Genomic DNA, 20,443 nt, shown 5'->3' with positions numbered 1-20,443 from the left:
AATGTCAAAATAACATAAGCGGGAATAAATTCATGACACGAGCTTTTATTAAAAAATTAAATTAAAATGACTAAAAAAATTTGCTTTTAAATATTCCAACAATTGCTATTTTTGATTTGATTAAACCTCATCACGATGAACAGGCTCTTACTGCTGCTTGGAGCAGCCCTATTTGCGTTACCGGTAAACGCTCAAAAAACCGAAACCCCTTCTAAAGTTTTACCCTTTGGCAAAATTGAAATCGCGGACCTTGAGATGACCAAATGCGATTTTGAGCCCGATGCAAATGCCGAAGTCCTTTTTAACAAAGGCGATGTTTATTACGATAGTTCGTTTGACATTAGCGGCGAGTATCACAAAAGGATCAAGATTTTTAACGATAATGGTAAAGATGAAGCCAACATCCGTATTGAATATTACGGCGGTAACCGGCTGGAATATATTAACGATGTGCAAGCCGAAACCATTAACCTGGTTAACGGAAAGCCCGAAATAACCAAGCTGGATAAAAAACTTATCTATACCCAAGCCATTGATAAAGTACGCAGCGCTATTGTATTTTCAATGCCAAACGTTAAGGCAGGGTCAGTAATTGAATACAAGTATAAATATCATACTGTTTCGATAAGCAATTTCCCGTCGTGGGATTTTCAGCAAAAAATACCGGTGCGGTACAGCGAGTTGGATACGTCTATTCCCGATCTGTTGTATTTCCGCACGGTGAACCACGTTTGGATGCCTTATTCAAAAGCAACCCATGATTCAGAAGCCCGCACCATGCCCGGCACAAATCCTTTATCATATAATGATGAAAAAGATTTTAGGGTTATGGAAAACATCCCTTCGCTGCATGATGAGCCTTACATGCGCTCATATACCGACAATATCATGTCGTTACAGTTTAACCTTACTTCTGTAAAATCAAGCTATGGCTTTTACAAGTCATATTCAGATACCTGGGCTAAAGTGGGCGGTCTTATTGCCGATGATGAAGATTTTGGCGGCCAGTTAAAACGTAAATTAAAAGACGAAGAGCCCATTATCACCAAAGCCAAAACCTTTAAAACTGATGATGAAAAAATAGCTTACGTTTTTAACCAGGTAAAAACCCTCATGAAATGGGATGGAGTTGACCGCTGGTATACCAACGATGGTACTTACCGGGCATGGGAAAAGAAAACGGGCAATTCGGCCGAGGTTAATATTATTTTATACCACCTGCTTAAACAATCGGGCATTAAGGAAATCTACCCAATGATTGTGAGCACCCGCGAACACGGAAAAGTGAACCGCTTCAACACCTCGCTTTCGCAGTTTAACCGTGCAGTGGTTTATATTCCTGTTGATAGCACAAAAGAGTACATACTTGATGCTACAAACAAATACAATTTATATAATGAAACACCCGATATGCTATTGAATTCATCGGGTTTGTATATCGATAAGCAGGCCAACGCTTACGATATGCTTTATATTACAAAAGCAGCTCCGGCCAGGCAGGTGGTTATGATCAATGCCGACATTAAGGCGGATAGCAAAATGACCGGAACTGCAGATATCAGCAGCTTCAGCTACCACAAAATAAGCAGTGTTGAACGCTATAAAACCGATGGTGAAAAAAATATATCGACTACATAAAGGCCAACGACAATAACCTTAAAATATCGTCATTAAAAATGAAGGATATGGAGTCAGATACCCTGCCACTGGTACAAAATATAGCTTTTGACCTGGAGCTCACCGGTTCCGACGGAACATATATATATTTTAACCCCAACCTTTTTACCCCTATACGTACCAACCCTTTCCTGAGCGAAAAGCGCGCTACTGATATTGATTTTGGGCATCGTAACAGGTATGAGATAAACGGTACCTACAAAATTCCGGCAGGTTATAAAGTTGATGCGCTGCCAAAAAGCATACGCATGGTTATGCCCGATCAAAGTATAAGCCTTAAACGTTTTATTGCCGAACAGGGCGGAATGATTGTAGTGCGATATGTTATATCATACGAAAAGGCTTTTTACGAAAAAGAAAGTTATCCTGAGCTGAGAGAGTTCTACAAACAAATGCAGGATATGCTTACTGAGCAGATAGTACTTAAAAAAGCCTGATCGAAAACATGAGCACTACATATTTTTACAGGCTGCTAACTATTGCAGGCATTGTCATTTTATCAATCAAAAGCTACGGACAGGATAAAAATCTCCCGAAAGAATTTTATATAGCATCAACCATCCCCGATTCATTAAAGGGAGAAGCAAATTCGGTTGTGCGGTATTCTTCAGACGAGGTTACCGTAAAAGCAGCTGGTAAAATGACGCTAAAGCATCACGCCATCATTACTGTTTTAAATGAAAAAGGTGATGCCGCTGCTCAACTTGGCCTGGGTTACGATAAAAAATTCAGCAGTGTTGATAACGTGCAAATGCTGGTTTACAACGCTGATGGAACGATGATAAAAAAATATCACAAGAGCGATTTTTATGATTATGCCGCTACCGATGGGATCTCGATTGTAACGGACGACCGGATGCTGGCCATAAAACATCCGATATCTGCATATCCAACTACTATAGAGGTAATTTTTGAGGAGGATATGAACAGCTTTCTTGATCTTGGTGAATGGGATATCCAACGATCTGAAAGGTCCGTCCAAAACGCGGAGTATACTGTCCTGGTCAATCCTTCGGTAGGCTTCAGGTACATGAATAAGAATACTACCATCAAGCCCGAAAAAACACCTGCCGGCGAATTTGAAAAGTACACCTGGCATGTAAAAAATTTAAAAGCTGTAAAGCCCGAAGACGATGCTGAATCATGGCAGGTTATGCCGCGGATCATGTTTGCAGCAAACTCATTCCAGTTTGGTGGTATTCCCGGCGACATCAGCACCTGGCAAAATTTTGGCAAATGGCTGCAGGCCCTCAATGCAGACGTATGCTCGCTTAGTCCGGAGCGGATAGCCGAGGTTAAAAAAATGACGGCCGACTTTAAAACAGACAAAGAGAAAGCCAGATTTTTATACCAATACATGCAGCAAAACATGCGTTATGTAAGTATCCAGCTCGGCATTGGAGGTTTAAAGCCATTCCCGGCTACATTTGTCGACCAGAAAAAGTATGGCGATTGCAAGGCATTATCAAACTACATGTATGCCTTATTAAAGGCAGCTGATATTCCATCGTATTATGCCATAATAAACGCAGGTTCAAACGAAGAGCCCGCTGATCCTGCATTTCCAAGCGATCCCTTTAATCACATTATTTTATGTGTACCTTTTAAAGGCGATACTACCTGGCTTGAGTGTACCAATATGCAAAAGCCATTTGGTAAGCTTGGCCCATTTACCGAAAACAGGTATGCATTGCTGGTTACCGAAGATGGGGGCAAACTGGTTAAAACGCCACGCAGTACAGATATTGATAACCAATTTAATAGCGAGGCGCATGTGGTACTTGACGCGGATGGCGGCGCAAAGGCAACACTTAAAATTTTAAGCACAGGCGAATATCGCGATGATTACCTGGGTATAGCAGCTTTAAAAACCGACGAGCAAAAACAGGTATTGATTAAGATGCTGAACATGAAGCAGCCATCAGTTTTTGAGTTCAAGCCATCAACAGATAAAGACGGCATAAAAGAACTGGACATTGAGCTGGAGTACGATAAATTTTGCGATGTATCGGCGGGCAACAAGCAGTTTTACAAACCCCGTGTTTTTGATCTGTGGAAAACAACCGTACCCATACTTGAAAAACGAAAAAGCGATTTTTTCTTTGAAATTCCCATGTTAAAAACATGCGTTACCACCATTGATTTGCCTGCCGGCTTTGAAATTGATGCTTTGCCTGCCGATCAAAGCCTTAAATTTACTTACGGCACTTATGATGTTAGGTATGTTTATGACGCAACTAAAAACCAGGTGGTAAGCACTACCAAATTCAACTTAAAAAACCATGTAATCCCCGCCGCCAAATACACCGAATTGCAGGTTTATCTGGATGCGATAGCCAAAGCCCAAAATAAAAAGCTGGTGATCCGCCGTAAAGCATAAATTTGCGCCTGATGATATTCAGGCTCGACAGAACGTTTAATATTTCCAAAGCCCGATCTGGCCGAACCAGACGGGCTTTTGGCTGTTGGCGGCGATTTGAGTACCAAACGGTTATTGCTGGCCTATCAAAACGGCATTTTTCCGTGGTATAGCGATGATACACCTATTCTGTGGTATTCGCCGCACGAGCGGTTTGTTTTATTTCCTGATGAGTTGAAAGTATCCAAATCCATGCGGCAGGTGTTACGCTCCGGCAAACTGAACATTACTGTTGACACCTGCTTTAACGATGTTATAACAGCCTGTTCAACCGCTCCGCGCGAAGGGCAGGATGGCACCTGGATTGTGCCCGATATGATAGCTGCATACAATCGCCTGCATTTGGAAGGCTATGCCCATTCGGTTGAGGTATGGCAGGATGACAAGCTGGTCGGTGGCCTGTACGGCGTACACGTAGATAATGTTTTTTGCGGTGAGAGCATGTTTAGCCGCGTTAGCAACGCTTCAAAAACAGCGCTCATCTATCTGTGCAATACAGGGCTGTACAAGCTTATCGATTGCCAGGTGCACACCGGTCATCTCGAATCGCTTGGAGCAAGGATGATAAGCCGGGAGCAATATATGGATGTATTGCTAAATAATTTAGTTTGATTAGTTACCTTTGAGCCATATGCAGCAGGTGATAAATTTAAAGGAAAGGATCATTTTAGGTATCGACCCCGGCACAGCTGTTATGGGTTACGGACTGCTAAAGGAAACCGGCCCTAAAATTGAGCTACTTGCTATGGGCGTAGTAAAAATGCCCGTTACCGACGATCATATGCTTAAGCTGCAGCGCATCTTTGAAAAAACCGTTGCCCTCATTGATAACTACCACCCTGATTGTCTCGCTATAGAAGCCCCCTTTTATGGCAAAAACATACAGGTGATGCTGAAACTCGGTCGCGCCCAGGGAATGGCCATAGCTGCTGCATTATCGCGCAATGTAGAGATCACCGAATATGCCCCCCGTAAAATAAAACAATCCATAACGGGTAATGGTAATGCAACCAAAGAACAGGTAGCAGCCATGCTGCAAAGCTTGCTGAAATTTAAAGAAACCCCCGATTTTTTGGATGCTACCGATGGTTTGGCTGTAGCTGTTTGTCATTCATTTCAGCGTATCCCTACGGGTTCGGGTTCTGGAAAATCGGGCTCTAAAAAATCATATTCAGGTTGGGATACTTTTGTGAAGGATAATGCTAAGCGGGTTGTGAAGTGAGATTATCCATCAAATGTAGAGACGCATAATTGCGTCTCCCACATTCAAATTACAATAGACCATCATACAGCATGTCCTACGGGAGACGCAATTATGCGTCTCTACATTAATGTTATATTTTAATATCTTACGGCTTCACCACACTTTTCACATACTTATCCACACGCCCATCTTTAATAACCCCTTTCCAGTTTAAGCCGAAACCAAAATCATATTTATTGCCCTGTTCATCAACATAGCATTTCATATCGTGAGGAACATCCTCAAACTGCGCTTCAACGGCTTTCATATCCACCGGCATTTGCAGCGGTAACAATGCAGATGGCTCTGCTTTACCTGTCATGATATCAAGCGAGGCCTGGCCTTGCACGCCGAAATCAACAATGATAGCATTGGCATCCTTTTCAAATTCAGCAAATACCATCGGATTGCTCATATTAACAGATACAATAACCGGCTTCCCTTTCATTTTGGCATAAGTATCGGTAACCATAGCCAAATCGGTAACATTAATAGCAGTACTTGATTTACCCTTGTAAGTACGATTGGTAAATTTCTCCAGCGGGTCGCCACCTGCTATACTGGTTGCACGGGCATCGGCAGCAGTGTATGTTCCGTATTGCAGGTTCACCGGCACATAACCTGTTCCGCCGTTTTTGGCGTCGGCGCTGTTATAACCGCCGCCACTGTTGGGGCTGGCAATAAACACTAATGCATAATCGGCTTCATCAGGGTTATCAGTCACTTTAAAATACTTTTTAACAGTTTCCATATTTACCGGGTATTCCAATTTTTCAGGTGTCTCCATTCCCAAAAAATTCCTGCCGGCCGGGGTGAATTTTTTAGGAACATATACCGTTTTGCCGCTTTGCAAAGGCAGAATATTAGCCTTATTTTTAAGCATCACTATTGATTTAAGCTGCGCCTGGTAACCGGCATCCATAAACTCGGGCTTGCCAACAACTTGTTTAGAAACTTCGGGTTCCAGGTAAGGGTTTTCAAATAATCCCGTCCTGAAAATATTGCGCAATAACCTCACTGCCGATTGCTCAAACCTTGCCCGCATAAACGCTTCGCCATGTTCTTTTATGCCTATTTGGTATGCTTCAACAACCGGGGCAACCTCGTTATTGCCGCCAAACTGATCAACACCCGCCATCAGCACCTTGTAATGGCGCTGCGCTATAGATAGGCCTTCTACGCCCCATGATTTGCCCGAAAGGAAGGAATCAACCGTAGTTTCATCGCCGGTAACCAGCCAGTCGGTACAAACTACGCCATCGTATTTGTATCTTTTACGGAGGAGGTCGTTGATAATGTAGGAGTTATAGTTGTTGGCCACGTTTTCGTGGTTTTTGATATCCTGGTTGTATGAGATGGTATAATAGGGCATTACGGCCGCAGCCATGCCTGTTTTACCCTGCAGCTTAAATGCGCCCTCGGTAAAAGGGATCAAATGCTGCTTAAAATTGTTGCCCGGATAAACCGCATACTTGCCATAGGCATAATGCGCATCCCTGCCACCCTCTCCTGCACCGCCGCCTGGCCAGTGTTTAACCATAGCGTTTACGCTGTTATAACCCCAGCCATTTTTAATTTCCTTTTCGGCAGCCGAAGTCTGGAAGCCATCGATATACGCACGGGCCATATCGGCAGCTAATTGAGGGTCTTCGCCAAAAGTACCGCTCACACGCGCCCATCGCGGATCGGTAGCGATATCTACCTGCGGCGAAAGCGCCGTTGAAATACCCAAGGCCCGATATTCCTGCGCAGCTATATGCCCAAAGTTTTTTATCACTTCAGGATCAAAGGTAGCAGCCAGCCCAAGCGATCCAGGCCACATGGAAATAGCCCCTCCTGCCCCGGCATTGTATTCGGCTGTTGCCACGGTGCCATGCCGGGGATCGGAACTGTTATTGTTCGGGATACCCAAACCCTGGCCTTCCACAAATGCCTGCGCGTTATTATTCCATTGCGCGGCTATTTCAGGACTTTGTACAGAGGTTACCAGCACATGCCTTACATTATCCTTAGCCAAAAACTGCTTCTGCTGATCAGACAGGTCTGATGGCTTGGCTCCACTTTCAGCAAAAACCTTGTTGTTATAAGTCCCCGCAAACGGCCCTCCCGCCGCCGCCGGGATTGGTTGATGACGGCTGTACAACATCAATCCCGCAATTTGCTCAACGCTCATTTTTGAGGCGAGGTCTTTAGCGCGTTCATCAACAGGCAAGCGCCAGTCTTCGTACTTATCCAGCTTGCCATTCTTGTTCAGATCTTTAAAAGCAAAGCCATCAACAGTCAATATTTTCACACCCGATGTGGTGGCATAACCCAGGTTTTGCCCGCCTGTGTTAGTAACAAAAGCAATATCGCCCGCTTTTCTTTCTGTCCATTTGTTTTGTGCTATAACAGCGGTTGCCGGCAGCAGGGCCAGCAGGGTTATCAGTTTAATAGGTTTGGCCATGATCATTCATGATTCAGGTTAAAGAAAAAAGCCCCTGCAAAAAATATTGCAGAGGCCGGGGTTGGTTTTACTTTAGTTTTAGTTCGTTTATGGTTTGTTCGGGCAGCAGCGCCTTGTTTACTTTTTCAACAGTGATATCTTTGGCGAGGCTGAAAGATGCCGTTTCCTCTATTTTGCGCGATGATGAACCTATTTTCACTTTATAGTCTCCTTCATCAGCTATCCAGGCCTGCCTGTCGGTATAAAACGAAGCCAGGTCGGCCGCTTTGATAGTAAACGTTAAGGTTTGAGATTGGCCCGGTGCCAGCAGTTTGGTTTTACCAAAAGCCTTCAGTTCATCTTCCGGTTTATCCAGGTCCTTTTTAGGAGCCGCGAGATATAGCTGAACCACCTCTTTACCTGCTACATCGCCGGTATTTTTAACAGTAACCGAGGCAGTGATCATGTTTTTGAAAACCTTCGAACTTAATTTCAGATCGCTGAATTTAAAGTTGGTGTATGACAATCCGTAGCCAAACTCATAGGCCGGGGTAACTTTAGCGGCATCGTAATAACGGTATCCCACGTAAATACCTTCCTCATAGATAACCTGTGTTGGTTTACCTTCGGGCGTACCGGGGAAGTTATTAGCCGATGGCACATCTTTATAGTCGGCAGGGAAAGTAGTTGCCAGTTTGCCCGATGGGTTTACTTTACCGCTTAACACATCGGCAATGGCGTTACCGGCTTCCAGGCCTGGCTGCCAAGCTAATAAAATCCCGTCAACCTTATCGCGCCAGGCGGTAACATCAACAACACCACCTACGTTAAGTACAACAATTACCTTTTTACCTTTAGCATGAAACGCGCTGGCAACACCATTGATCAATCCTTTTTCGGCATCGTTTAGATAATAATCGCTTTCCAATTTTCGGTCAGCACCTTCACCTGCGTTACGGCCTATCGTAATCAGCGCTTCATCAGCACCGTTAGCTTCCTCGCCCACAATTGCGTTTACATCCATTTCGGGGATAGGTGCGGGGTGGTCAAAAAAGTTTTTAGGTTTCGGTTGTTTGGCCTTCATATCAGCCAGGTAGGCCTTATAATTATTGGAAAGCGTTTCCTGCAGCTTAAAATTGGCATTGGCCAAACCTTGCATCAATGAAATAGTATATGCTTTGTTTACATCGCCACTGCCGGTACCGCCTGCAATAATATCATATGAGGTATTGCCGAAAACAGCAATCCTTTTACCTGTACCAAATGGCAATGCGTGATCATCATTTTTCAAAAGCACCATACCCTGCGCGGCTGCCTCACGGGCTACAGCAGCATGACCGGCCAGATCAGGGGCATCAGAATATTTATATTTTTTAAACGTAGGCGATTGAACTATCACATTCAGGATGCGCTCAACGTTGGCATCAAGTTGCTGAGCGCTAAGCTTCCCGCTTTTTACAGCAGCCACTATGTCATCAGATTGGGTTGGGTTACCCGGCATCAGCAGGTCGTTGCCTGCTTTCATCTGCGCTACGGCATCTTTACCGCCAAACCAATCGGTCATGACAAAACCTTTAAAGCCCCACTCCTTTTTAAGGATTGTAGTGAGCAGGTCGCGCCTTTCGGATGTAAAAGTGCCGTTCAGTTTGTTATATGACGACATCACCGTCCATGGCTGCGCTTTTTTTACCGCAATCTCAAAACCGCGCAGGTACAACTCACGCATAGCACGTTCGCTTACTATGGTGTTGATGGAGTTACGGTTGGTTTCCTGGTTGTTAGCCGCATAATGTTTAATAGAAGTACCTACCCCGTTTGATTCGATACCGTTAACAACGGCAGCGGTCATACTGCCGGCAACTAAAGGATCTTCAGAATAGTACTCAAAATTTCGGCCGCCGAGCGGGTTGCGGTGAATGTTGAGGCCCGGCGCCAGCAAAATATCCACACCGTATTCGCGCACTTCGTTACCAAAGGCAACGCCTACTTTATTTACCAATTGTGTATCCCAGGTTGAGGCCAGCAAGGTGGCAACCGGGAACGCCGTAGCATAATACGTTTTTGATTTATCGCCATTGCGGATAGGCTCGATCCTCAACCCTGCCGGACCATCAGATACCGTGATAGACGGGATACCTAAACGTGGAATAGCATGCGTGCGACCGGCAGCCCCGGGAACTTTTTCGGGGATATTGTAAGCATCCGGATCAGAGGGTGGCAATTTAAAACCACCTATATCAATAGCTTCGGGCTTTTTACCCTTTACCGGCGGCGGTACACCCGGCATTTTAAAACCCATTCCCACAACAAGCTTCGATTTTTCTTCGAGTGTCATGGCAGCAACAATCTGCTTTACGTTTGTTGCGCTTAATTGTGGGGCAGGGCTTTTGCTTTGGGCTTGTACTGCCTGGTGAATACCACCGGCAAATAAAACGCATGCTAAAGCAACGTGTAGTTTGTAGCTCGTTCTCATTTTTTAAAATTAAATAGGTTAAAGGGGCTAATTGGCGATAATAACAGCAAGAAAAATATACTCTTTGTGTCATTATTACACAATAGTAAAAATTAAGTTTTACAATAGCAAGTTTTATCGATGAATAGATGAAGAATACGGATGGAAAGGAGGAGTTGAGACGATGAAGTTGAAAATAAAAGCAAAGAAATATGACATTATTGCATTAAGCGTATACAATCAAATCATGATAGATAATGAATATGGCTTTTAATTCATAACACCATTATTTACCTTTGAAATTGACCGAATTGATTTGTTTATGAAACTTTTTACTGTTGATCGAGCGCAAACGCTAAACGAGGGTTTAACAATCTCACTAACAAAAGAAGACCCGCATAATATCAAATTATGGGGAGTAGAAAATCTTTTAGATGAAGAATCATTGAAAAAACATATTCAAAGACTTTACCCTGAAGGAATGTCTAATCATGGATGGTATTATCTTAATCAACGTCATACCTTTGGAACCTATCCAAATTTCACACACCATATTCATATTATCACAGAAGCTAATGTTGAACACGTTCGACAGGCCTATTTCAGCTCGTTTACGTCAAGGTTTCAATCATTGTTTGCTTGCGGCTCCATACAAGACGCGCTGAAGTTGAGAACGCAATTTAAGAGTGAAGACAGCCCAATATTTGAACTCGAAACCAACTTTTTTAGAAAACTGGATATGAACTGGCTTTTCTTTGGAACTCAAAACATAACAAGCCCCTATTTAGCCCATCAGTATTGGGAAGGTAAAGAAAGTCTAAATCCTTTTTGGGAATATTGTGTAGAGTTGCCCGTAACCATTGGGCAAAGAGTAGCTTGATTCTCATTCAGGCAAGAAATTCAGTAAATGCGATTTGTCAAAGTAAAAGAACATCGATACCATTCAATAAATAGAACAATAATCCTACGCCAACACCTCTTCCAGCACATCGGCCGATTTGATATTGCCGAAGCCTTCAATATGCATGGCGTAATATTCAAGCAGTTTATTTACCAGGTAGCGGCGTTCATCATTGTTTAGTTTAAGCAGGTGCATGTCTTCAAAACCGGTTTGCAGCACTAATCGAAAATTATCGGTATACGGGGGCGACAGGTATGAAACACTATCGGGTTTAAAACGGGTGAATTGCCCGTTTTTGATATCGAAGTAATCGGCATTACCGGCCATATAGCGGTCGGGGTAAAAACCGAGGTAACGGGTTAGGCGGGTTAAAAATACCAGGTGAAAGTTGGCAACACTTTCTGTTTGATGATCGAGCCATTCAATAGCGCTGAAAATAAAGTCGAACAGGTTCTCATCCGGCGATTGCTGTTTTATCGCTTTGTACAACACTTCGTTCAAAAATATGGCTATACAGCTCTTAATCACATCGTAAGGGATACTGAGCAGTACCGGCGCATTCTTTAATTCGGAAATGCGCTGCACGCTGCCTGTATTTTTGTGATAAACCACCAGGTCGAGCAAATGCAGGGGTTGCAGCATGTTTCGACTTATTTTTGCCTTGGGCTTTTTAGCTCCGTTGATGATATACGATTGCAGCCCAAATTTCTCGGTAAAGATCTGTACGATCACACTGCTTTCACCGTAATCGGTAGCCCTGAATATGATACCCCGGGTTTTATGCAGCATGCCTTATCAATAAAATGATCTTCGGTAAAAAAATAACTATCCCGGTTATCAGCGCGAACAATGCAGCCACAACAACAGCGCCGGCAGCTATATCTTTTACATGCCCCGCTTTTTCGTTATAAGTAGGCGAAACCAGGTCGGTCAGTGTTTCGAGCGAAGTATTGAGTAATTCGGTAATAAGCACTACTGCAATGCAGGCCGTAAGCCAAAGCCACTCGGCAGTTGAGATCTGAAAAAGTAAGCCCAGGATTACTGCAATCGTTCCGGCCACCAAATGAAACCTGAAATTAGGCTGGGTTTTAGCAGCATACCCCAAACCCTTAAACGCAAAACCAAAACTGCGTATCAACCTTTTCATGCTCAAAAATACAAAGTTTAGGTGCAAAAGCCGATAGCGCATTTACAGCGCTCCTGCCATAGGTAATAGCACCAATAGCAAAGGGCATAATACAAGTGTTCAACTTTTAAAAAAACCGGTGTTCAACTTTTTCTTTTACCAAAACACAAACCCCTGATTATCAACACAAAGTTGTTCAAATATCTAAAAACAGCCAATCCAACAAAACATAACTCGCTGATTATCAAGGTCAATATTTTATAAAACAACAACAAGTGTTCAGCCCTAAAAAAGTTGAACACTAAACGCAGCAAATAAATCAACTAATGGCATATAACCCGTTACCCGTTAACTCATTGTCACATTATCACTATCATTAATAGGCAGATAACGCATTTTTTGTAGTTTTGCGCCTCTCTCTTATATATTGTTAATAATGTTCTGGAAACATATAGCTTCTGCAATTCTTAAAAACAGGCTGATAATTTTTATTTGCGTTTTAGCGCTGAGTGCCTTTATGGGCTATGAAGCGTCGAAGGTAAAAATCACCTTCAATGGCGGCAAAGTGCTTCCGGTTACTGATTCGGCGTTTATCCGCTACGCCGAGTTTAAGAAAACCTTCGGGCAGGACGCTTCATCAATGGTTATTGGCATTAAATCGCCCAATATTTTTGATAAAGATGTTTTTAACGACTGGTACCAGATTGGCGAACAGTTAAAGAAAATAAAAGGGATCAAAGCTGTGATCTCGGCGGCTAATATCTACAACCTGCAAAAGGACACCCTGCAGCATAAATTTGTATTGAAGCCTTTGGTTTCCGGTCTGCTGCAAACCGCCGCGGCTGTTGATAGTGTAAAACAACAACTTGCTTCCATGCCATTTTATAAGGGGCTGATTGTAAGTAACGATGGCCAGAGCACCCTGATGGCCATCACTTTTGATGATAAGATCATTAATACGCCATTCCGCGTGCCCATTATTAAAAAGATAAATCAGCTTGGGCAGGCATTTGAAAACAAGCATAATATCAAAGTACACTATTCGGGTTTACCGCTTATCCGCACCGTAGTAGGCGATTTGGTAGCCCATGAGTTTTCGTTGTTCCTGAGCCTTTCGGTAGTTATTACCGCGCTGATCCTGTTACTGTTTTTCCGTTCGGTATTCCCGGTTATTTTCCCGGTGCTGATCGTGATATTGGGTGTAATATTCAGCCTCGGCGTATTGCAAATGATGCATTATGAGATGACACTTTTAACCGGTATCATCCCGCCGCTTATTGTGGTTATCGGGATCCCCAACTGTGTATTTATCCTCAATAAGTATTTTCACGAATACGGCATCAGCGGCAATAAAATGGCTGCTTTGGAGGTTGCCGTTGAGCGAGCAGGTATCACCACCTTTATAGCCAACGTAACTACGGCTATTGGCTTTGGTGTGTTATGCTTTACCAATAGCGAATTGCTTACCCAATTTGGTTTAATAGCCTCAATTGGTATCATGGGAACTTTTGCCTTAAGCCTTATTTTAGTGCCTATTATCTTCAGCTTTCTGCCTGCACCCAGGGCAAGCCAAACGGGGATTAAAGACAGCAAGCTGATGGACGGCCTGTTGGCCACTTTAGATAAGCTGGTGCATACCAAACGTAAAACTATTTATTTAACCACCGCCCTATTGGTTATCATCGCCATTGTTGGTATGGTCAGGATTAATATCAATGGATATGTGGTTGACGACCTGCCCCAAAGCAATAATACCTTGCACGATCTTAAATTTTTCGAATCGAATTTTAACGGGGTGCTTCCTTTAGAGGTTAGTATCGATACTAAACGCAAAAACGGGGTAATGAATTTAGCTACTATCCGCAAGGTAGAGAAACTGGAAAAACTGATTTCCTCCTACCCTGAATTTAGTCGCTCGGTATCATTGATCCAGGTGTTGAAATTCAGCACACAGGCATTTTACGGCGGCAGTCCTGAATATTACCGCCTGCCCGATGGATTGGAACAAAATTTTATCCTTAACTATGCCGGCAACTCAGGCAAAGGTACAAGCGGTTTGCTAAAAACCTATCTGGACAGTACTCACCGCGTTACCCGTGTTACCTTTGAAATGGTTGATGCCGGTTCAAAAAAATGAATACCGTACTGGCCGAATTGCAACCACGCATCGATTCGATCTTTAACCCGAAGAAGTTTCATGTTGAGCTGACTGGGTCGAGTATCATATTTATAAAGGGCACCAACTACCTGTTGAAAAACCTATATGAAAGCCTGGCCTGGGCTATTGTACTTATCGCGGGCGTAATGTGGATCCTTTTCCGGGGTATAAGAATGATTGCCATATCACTGGTGCCAAACCTTATTCCTCTTATTATTACGGCAGGTATTATGGGCTTTTTTGGCATCCCGCTTAAACCGTCAACTATATTGATTTTCAGTATTGCCATGGGTATCTCGTCCGACCAGACCATTTACTTCATTACCCGTTACCGTCATGAATTACGCCACAGCAAAAAGAGCATCTCGCAAATAGTCTCAGATACCATTCGCGAAACCGGGGTCAGCATGATCTTCATTGCTACGGTGCTGTTTTTTGGGTTCGGTATTTTCGCGATATCAAATTTTGGTGGCACCGTTGCCCTTGGCGTATTATTATCTATAACCCTGCTGGTGGCTATGATCAGCAACCTTACGTTGCTTCCTGCGTTTTTGTTATCACTTGAAGGTGGCGTTGATCGTAACAAGATCAAGGGGCCGGATATTGATGAAGCTTAAGCCAGAGCTTTCATGGATTGGTATTGCCTGTTACCTTAATTTTACCATAAGTATAGCCAACACTGCCATCCATATTAGTACCTTCTAAAATATAGGTGTAAGTTGATGGCTTATCAGCGGTATAAAATGATATGGTTGCTTTGCCATCGGCGCCTGTTGTTACATTGGGCTCCCAATGTATGGTTGAACGCAAATCCGGAGTATGTTTATTGGTATTATCAGGTAGATAACGCGGGCGATAAAAGCGGGAGGGAACACTTAATGCTAATGGTTTATATAAATAAGCCCCGGGGGTATGCCCTATCGCGGGCCCTTTACCGCTGCGTGTGGTAATCTCAACAAAAGCTATCTGAGCTGGATTTAAAGAATGCTTCCAATCCTCAAGAATATATCTCCAGAAATACTCCCAGCTATACTTGCTCGAACTATTAACCTCAATCCCCTTAACATCTTCAGCAGTATTTGATTCAAGATAGCTCTTAATATCATTTCCATTTGGCTCGTTAAGTGACATTACCTTGATTACGCTTCCAAAGGAAATCCCGTCAACTATCAACATCATGGGTTTGTTATCTATCAAATACCACGGAATGGTAGGTGTAGGAGGTATAGGAACAAATTGAAATATCGCGCTAATTTCATCCTTTGACTTATCCTGCAAAGCAAACCTTAAATTATATTGTTTGGTTAAAGTCCCCCATTTCAGGTTTGGAACATGTTGCTCTAAAAAATTCAGCAGGCTCTTTTTACCCGCTTTCACCATGTCGCCCTCGTCAAAGGCCAAATCAGCATTGCCCGCACCATTCAAATTTTGTGAGCCTTTAACTATTTTCTTTGCTGTAATTTTTACCTCTTTTAACGCTTTCGTGTCAGCAGGCAGGTTGTCGGCCAGGTTTTGCCGTATCCGGTTATTTTTTAAACTGTTGAACAAAGTAGTGTCATTGCTTACATACCAGGGCATTGGTGTGGGGCCGGCAGATGCCAGCAGCACTGGTGGCGGCGCATCATCCATTACAATGCCAACATTAAAATTTTTAGCGGTTTTAATAAAATAAGCTGGGGTATCTGCAAGTGGGAGATTACGAAACGCGAACCTGCCATCCTTATCAGTAAGCGTATCAGTTACAACTACGGGCGATTTTGAAAACAGCTGCACTTTAGTTTGTTTAACAGGTTTGTTAAAAACGTTAATTACACGGCCCTTAACTGCTGTCTCAGTTTCGGCAGCGTAACCAGGGTTATCCTTACCATCGGGCCAGTTGTAACTTACCCAGCCCTGTGTAAGCAACAGGTTATCAAGTGCCTCTTTGGCTTGCGAATTGTTGGCGATGAGATAATAGTTGGGTTGCTCCACAAAGCCTTTCAATTCGGATGTAAGCAGCATGCGGGTAACAATATTCTCGTTGCTCAGGCTATCCTGATGTACTTGCGCGTCATCGGTAACCGCCATCGAAAAATTGCCCCTGAGTGGATTACCCAGGGCATCCTGTGCGCTAATGTGTAATGCTATACTATCGCGCAGGTTATAAGCCATTTTATCTGCGTTAATGTTTAAATGCAGGTTGTCATGCCGGTTAATGAAAATCAACCGCTCATTTAACGGCTTGTTGTTTTTATCAAGCAGCAAAAAATGAGTGATGCCGGAAGGGAAAAGCTTTTTGTTGATTTTTTGGCTAATGGATGTCCCGTTTTTAAAATCAACCATTGCACCATAACAAATAATTTCGCGGGCTTTACCAATCAGGAAATAGCTTTCACCCGACCGGGCAATTTTATCAGTTGCGGAAAGCAGGACTTTTACAGAATCTTCATTGGGGGGATTGATCACATTCAGACCGATCCCTTCCTTTTTAACATCGGGCAAGGTAAACTCACGTATTGCGCCACCCGGTAGGGTTACTTTAGCAGTATAATTTTCGCCGGTATTAACAACGGGCAGGTTAAAACTCCCCATGCCTAAATGCTCCGATTCAAAATTAGCAACAACCTGTTTTTCATGATCCAGAACTGCGCCTGAAACATTGATGCCCTTACCGTCCAAACCTATCGCTTTAAAACCAACATGTGCCGGTAAACCTGCTATCAGCTCGCCCCCTTCTGGCATAAACTGAACATCGGCATCTTGGGGGCGATTAAAGTTTAGTGGGATATTTACATGGTTACCTGCACCATCTCCGGCAACAATGCGAATATCTCCCGGTTTGGCCGGTAGCTTAAAAGTAATATCTATAAGCCCTTTTTCATCTGTTTGAATTGCTTGCCGATATAGTTGTCTCCGGCCTTTCAATACCGATAATTGAACAGGCTTACCCGCTACGTTGGCTTTATAGATATCACTCAGCAGTAGCTTAACATGTGCCTGCTCCTTGTTATCAGCCATCACACTTGAGCAGGTATAATTAGCCAGCCAATTGCAGCCTGTGTCATCGGCAACGGTAAATTGTTTACGAAAAAAACAATCCTGGCTAAAGTTTTGAAGCCATTGGGTATAGGCAATGAGCGTGTAAGTGCCGGCAGGTATATCTTTCAGGCTGATGTTGCCCCAGCTAAGCCCTTTCTCAACAGGCAATCGCTGCTTTTTTACCATTACATTGCTATCGGTAACAATGCTCACATACATGATACCGCTTTTGGCCGACAGGTTAAGTGTAGGCGCGTTAAACAGATAAGCCTTAAACCACAGGGTATCGCCAGGGGTATAAATGCTTTTATCCAGTTGAACATAGATCTTTTCGGCAGGGTTTTGGAGGGTAAGGCTATCCTGTGCCGATTTCATTTCACGCAACTGCGAAGCAGGGTCTTTTTCTTGGGCATAGCCCTCAACTCCTAAAAACAAAAAGCAGGCTAAAAATATGAGGCAGGCGATAAAACTCCGCATTACTTTTATCAAATAAATAAATACCGGTTTGGCGGAGCCGAGAATTTTCAATTTGGATATATTTAGGTTTATAATTGGGTGATATAAAGTTAATTATTATTACCAATAAATAAAAGATTGTACATTTATAATATGCCGAAAGATGAGGTTACCGATCTGCTTTTCTTTATGAGGACTTTTCCTTCCGAAGTGCGGGAACGAGCCTTATGGCTGCGCGATTTTGTATGGGATTTGTACCCGCAGGCCAATGAGCTTATTTATGATAATTATAATGCTTTGGCCGTGGGCTGGTCTCCTACCGAAAAAATGAGCCATATCTTTTGCTCGTTTGCCATATACCGTGGCGTTAATTACAATACTCATTTCGGCTTTTACTGGGGCTCCGAACTTTCCGATCCGCAAAAAATACTTATCGGCGAAGGCAAGCAGTACCGCTATTTGCTGGTGAATGATATTGAAGCATTTCCACAACAGGAAGTAAAAAAACTGGTTGACGAAGCCTGGCAAAATTCACTGGCAAAAGTTAAAGATGCCAAACAGCTAATCCATGGCAAAACCATTGTAAAAATGGTATCCGATAATAAGAGAGAGAAGAAACTTAAAGCATCTAAGAAGTAACGCCGTTAAAGTCTATAAATCACTATGAGTATAAGCTATAACACTCTTGGCTCTTGCATCTAAAAGCCTTGCATCTTTTCTTCATTCATCCCCTAAATACCTGCACTCATGTACTTTATCTTTTAACTGTATAATAGTTTTTGTTGCTTTGGTAAAACAATTCGGCAACAAGTAATTGAAACAACAGGTAACTATATCGCTTTATTGGAAATGTCAGCTCATTGGCTGGTCGGTTGCGGCGCTTTACTGGGGGTATACGGGCTACAATCAGCCAGGCTTTAACTGGTGGTTAAGCATTCTTCAATTTACTACCGATGTTGCTCTTTATATCCTCATTACTCACTTATATCGTTGCCTTGCCTTAAAATTGGGCTGGCAAAACCTGGGATTAAACAAATTATTACCACGATTGGTACTCGCTGTTTTTATATTGGGGTTGGTTTACCTGTTTGTAACTGCTTCGAAGGTTTACCTTTTCAGGGTTTGGTTTAAACCGGGGTTTTCGGAACCGTTCGGCGATTTTTTTGATTTCTATCGCGATAGCATTTTTGTGGCCGGGGTACGATTGATGTCGATCTGGCTACTGGCTTATCATCTATACCACTACGCAAAACGCGAAATCAATATAGCCCAAGAAAATGCCCGGCTGGCGGTTACTACCCGCGATGCACAGCTTAGCAATCTTTCGGCACAACTTAACCCTCATTTTTTGTTCAACTCTTTAAATAATATCAAAGCTTTAGTTATTGATGATCCCAAATCGGCAAGGCGGGCAATCGACCTGCTGGCCGACCTACTGCGGAACTCCCTTTACAGCGGCGACAAACAAATGATCTCCATAAAAGAAGAGCTGGAACTTGTTAAAGATTATCTCGAACTGGAAGAACTCCGGCTTGAAGAGCGGTTGCAGTATCACATTGAAGCGGGCGATGAGTATCATAGTATACTTATTCCCCGCTTGTGTATTCAAACGCTTGTTGAAAATGCTATAAAGCATGGCATCAGTCAGCAAAAACAAGGTGGGCTCATTCGGGTACAACTTATTAATGATCATGACAATTTGATAATATCCGTAAGTAATCCCGGCCGGTTAAATCCGACGGACGATAGCAGCGGGCTTGGCCTTAAAAACCTAACCGAACGCTTAGAATTACAATACAAAGACTTTGCCCATTTTACCCTCAGCGAAACAAATGATATAGTAACAGCAACCATTAAAATTCCTGTTTTATGACAAAGATAAGGGCCTTGATTGTTGATGATGAACGTGCTGCCAGAAATGAAATAACGCGTCTGCTTGCCGGTTACCCTGATTTTGAAATCATGGGAGAAGCCACCAATGCCGACGATGCCCTGAAAATGATAGGCGAGGAAACCCCCGACCTCCTTTTCTTAGACATTCAGATGCCCGAAAAATCAGGCTTTGATTTGCTTGAATCGTTAGATCAGGTACCACCGGTGATATTTACAACGGCTTATGACCAATATGCGGTTAAAGCTTTCGAAGTAAGTGCGCTTGATTACCTTGTAAAACCTATCCGCGAAGAAAGATTTGAGAAAGCCATAGCGCAGTCAAGGCAGCGCCTGGGTAAAACAGACCCTGCCGGACAGATCTTTGTGAAAGACCGTCAGCAATATCATTTCATTCAGTGGAGCTCTGTACACCTTATTGAATCGATGGATAATTATGCAAGGATCTTTTTGGGCGATAAAACGGTGTTCCTGAAAAGCTCTCTTAACCAGTTGGAGGATAAATTGACCAGCAATATCTTTTTCAGGATCAATCGTGCGCAAATTGTTAATAGGCAATACATCCAAACCATAACAACGGTGGATGGCCGTTTAAAAATAACGCTTAGTACCGGTGCTCAACTGGAGATTTCCGAACGACAGTCTGGCAAATTCAGGCAATGGATAGCAAGTAAGTAA

16 protein-coding genes are annotated in these 20,443 nt (G+C 43.1%); 11 read left to right on the top strand and 5 right to left on the bottom strand.

Annotated features, from left to right (window positions below; genetic code table 11):
- Positions 1-135 precede the first annotated feature (135 nt).
- The 5 genes from ACRQ5D_RS09985 to ruvC all read left to right on the top strand — a co-directional run bounded on the left by ACRQ5D_RS09985 (position 136) and on the right by ruvC (position 5,318).
- A complete protein-coding gene (locus ACRQ5D_RS09985; RefSeq protein WP_432328790.1) occupies positions 136-1,638 on the top strand; it encodes a DUF3857 domain-containing protein in 1,503 nt (500 codons plus the stop codon).
- A gap of 47 nt (positions 1,639-1,685) precedes the next feature.
- Complete coding sequence (locus ACRQ5D_RS09980; protein WP_432328788.1) at positions 1,686-2,114, top strand: hypothetical protein; 429 nt, start codon at positions 1,686-1,688, stop codon at positions 2,112-2,114.
- Between the two features lie 8 nt (positions 2,115-2,122).
- Positions 2,123-4,057, top strand: a complete 1,935-nt coding sequence (locus tag ACRQ5D_RS09975) for a DUF3857 domain-containing transglutaminase family protein (protein ID WP_091175906.1) — start codon at positions 2,123-2,125, stop codon at positions 4,055-4,057.
- Positions 4,058-4,135: 78 nt separating this feature from the next.
- The gene (aat, locus tag ACRQ5D_RS09970) at positions 4,136-4,708 is read left to right on the top strand and encodes a leucyl/phenylalanyl-tRNA--protein transferase (RefSeq protein ID WP_432328786.1); all 573 of its coding nucleotides are present in this window, start codon (positions 4,136-4,138) and stop codon (positions 4,706-4,708) included.
- A 19-nt stretch (positions 4,709-4,727) separates the two neighbouring features.
- Positions 4,728-5,318, top strand: a complete 591-nt coding sequence (gene ruvC / locus ACRQ5D_RS09965; RefSeq protein WP_091175902.1) for a crossover junction endodeoxyribonuclease RuvC — start codon at positions 4,728-4,730, stop codon at positions 5,316-5,318.
- A gap of 127 nt (positions 5,319-5,445) precedes the next feature.
- Here ruvC and ACRQ5D_RS09960 read toward each other — a convergent pair whose 3' ends face one another.
- Positions 5,446-7,785, bottom strand: a complete 2,340-nt coding sequence (locus ACRQ5D_RS09960; RefSeq protein ID WP_091175960.1) for a glycoside hydrolase family 3 N-terminal domain-containing protein — start codon at positions 7,783-7,785, stop codon at positions 5,446-5,448.
- Positions 7,786-7,852: 67 nt separating this feature from the next.
- Positions 7,853-10,237: a glycoside hydrolase family 3 C-terminal domain-containing protein gene (locus ACRQ5D_RS09955; RefSeq protein WP_091175899.1), complete on the bottom strand. Its 2,385-nt coding sequence runs from the start codon at positions 10,235-10,237 to the stop codon at positions 7,853-7,855.
- Between the two features lie 301 nt (positions 10,238-10,538).
- Here ACRQ5D_RS09955 and ACRQ5D_RS09950 point away from each other — a divergent pair, with 301 nt between their 5' ends.
- Positions 10,539-11,096 (top strand): DUF2441 domain-containing protein, encoded by a 558-nt coding sequence (locus tag ACRQ5D_RS09950; protein WP_091175897.1) that lies wholly within the window; start codon positions 10,539-10,541, stop codon positions 11,094-11,096.
- An 84-nt stretch (positions 11,097-11,180) separates the two neighbouring features.
- On the opposite strand, the gene recO is transcribed toward ACRQ5D_RS09950, so the two are convergent.
- Entirely contained in the window at positions 11,181-11,906 is a 726-nt protein-coding gene (gene recO / locus ACRQ5D_RS09945; RefSeq protein WP_091175895.1) for a DNA repair protein RecO, read from the bottom strand.
- On the bottom strand, positions 11,896-12,264 hold the full coding sequence (locus ACRQ5D_RS09940; protein ID WP_091175957.1) for a diacylglycerol kinase family protein: 369 nt from the start codon (positions 12,262-12,264) through the stop codon (positions 11,896-11,898). Before ACRQ5D_RS09940 ends, recO begins: the two co-directional genes overlap by 11 nt.
- 415 nt (positions 12,265-12,679) lie before the next feature.
- Between ACRQ5D_RS09940 and ACRQ5D_RS09935 the strand changes: the two genes are divergently transcribed.
- Both ACRQ5D_RS09935 and ACRQ5D_RS09930 read left to right on the top strand, forming a co-directional pair.
- A complete protein-coding gene (locus tag ACRQ5D_RS09935; protein WP_431199495.1) occupies positions 12,680-14,380 on the top strand; it encodes an efflux RND transporter permease subunit in 1,701 nt (566 codons plus the stop codon).
- Complete coding sequence (locus ACRQ5D_RS09930; protein WP_431199494.1) at positions 14,377-15,018, top strand: MMPL family transporter; 642 nt, start codon at positions 14,377-14,379, stop codon at positions 15,016-15,018. The genes ACRQ5D_RS09935 and ACRQ5D_RS09930 overlap by 4 nt, the downstream gene beginning before the upstream one ends.
- Before the next feature lie 10 nt (positions 15,019-15,028).
- On the opposite strand, the gene ACRQ5D_RS09925 is transcribed toward ACRQ5D_RS09930, so the two are convergent.
- Positions 15,029-17,947 (bottom strand): hypothetical protein, encoded by a 2,919-nt coding sequence (locus ACRQ5D_RS09925; protein WP_091175889.1) that lies wholly within the window; start codon positions 17,945-17,947, stop codon positions 15,029-15,031.
- A gap of 81 nt (positions 17,948-18,028) precedes the next feature.
- Between ACRQ5D_RS09925 and ACRQ5D_RS09920 the strand changes: the two genes are divergently transcribed.
- The 3 genes from ACRQ5D_RS09920 (at position 18,029) to ACRQ5D_RS09910 (ending at position 20,443) form a co-directional block, all read left to right on the top strand.
- A complete protein-coding gene (locus ACRQ5D_RS09920) occupies positions 18,029-18,514 on the top strand; it encodes a hypothetical protein (protein ID WP_091175887.1) in 486 nt (161 codons plus the stop codon).
- Positions 18,515-18,689: 175 nt separating this feature from the next.
- The gene (locus ACRQ5D_RS09915; RefSeq protein ID WP_091175885.1) at positions 18,690-19,748 is read left to right on the top strand and encodes a sensor histidine kinase; all 1,059 of its coding nucleotides are present in this window, start codon (positions 18,690-18,692) and stop codon (positions 19,746-19,748) included.
- On the top strand, positions 19,745-20,443 hold the full coding sequence (locus ACRQ5D_RS09910) for a LytR/AlgR family response regulator transcription factor (protein ID WP_091175883.1): 699 nt from the start codon (positions 19,745-19,747) through the stop codon (positions 20,441-20,443). The genes ACRQ5D_RS09915 and ACRQ5D_RS09910 overlap by 4 nt, the downstream gene beginning before the upstream one ends.

It is taken from the genome of Mucilaginibacter sp. P25 (assembly GCF_050859465.1).
GTDB classification, from domain to species: domain Bacteria; phylum Bacteroidota; class Bacteroidia; order Sphingobacteriales; family Sphingobacteriaceae; genus Mucilaginibacter; species Mucilaginibacter gossypii.
This window is presented reverse-complemented; position numbering and strand designations above follow the sequence as displayed.

Excerpts from the sequence above, each read along its gene's own strand:
- ACRQ5D_RS09935 (WP_431199495.1), top strand. The coding sequence starts at position 12,680 with ATGTTCTGGAAACATATAGCTTCTGCAATTCTTAAAAACAGGCTGATA.
- ACRQ5D_RS09940 (WP_091175957.1), bottom strand. The coding sequence starts at position 12,264 with ATGAAAAGGTTGATACGCAGTTTTGGTTTTGCGTTTAAGGGTTTGGGG.
- ACRQ5D_RS09975 (WP_091175906.1), top strand. The coding sequence starts at position 2,123 with ATGAGCACTACATATTTTTACAGGCTGCTAACTATTGCAGGCATTGTC.
- ACRQ5D_RS09950 (WP_091175897.1), top strand. The coding sequence starts at position 10,539 with ATGAAACTTTTTACTGTTGATCGAGCGCAAACGCTAAACGAGGGTTTA.
- ACRQ5D_RS09930 (WP_431199494.1), top strand. The coding sequence starts at position 14,377 with ATGAATACCGTACTGGCCGAATTGCAACCACGCATCGATTCGATCTTT.
- ACRQ5D_RS09955 (WP_091175899.1), bottom strand. The coding sequence starts at position 10,237 with ATGAGAACGAGCTACAAACTACACGTTGCTTTAGCATGCGTTTTATTT.
- ACRQ5D_RS09980 (WP_432328788.1), top strand. The coding sequence starts at position 1,686 with ATGGAGTCAGATACCCTGCCACTGGTACAAAATATAGCTTTTGACCTG.
- ruvC (WP_091175902.1), top strand. The coding sequence starts at position 4,728 with ATGCAGCAGGTGATAAATTTAAAGGAAAGGATCATTTTAGGTATCGAC.
- ACRQ5D_RS09920 (WP_091175887.1), top strand. The coding sequence starts at position 18,029 with ATGCCGAAAGATGAGGTTACCGATCTGCTTTTCTTTATGAGGACTTTT.
- recO (WP_091175895.1), bottom strand. The coding sequence starts at position 11,906 with ATGCTGCATAAAACCCGGGGTATCATATTCAGGGCTACCGATTACGGT.
- ACRQ5D_RS09985 (WP_432328790.1), top strand. The coding sequence starts at position 136 with ATGAACAGGCTCTTACTGCTGCTTGGAGCAGCCCTATTTGCGTTACCG.
- ACRQ5D_RS09910 (WP_091175883.1), top strand. The coding sequence starts at position 19,745 with ATGACAAAGATAAGGGCCTTGATTGTTGATGATGAACGTGCTGCCAGA.
- ACRQ5D_RS09960 (WP_091175960.1), bottom strand. The coding sequence starts at position 7,785 with ATGGCCAAACCTATTAAACTGATAACCCTGCTGGCCCTGCTGCCGGCA.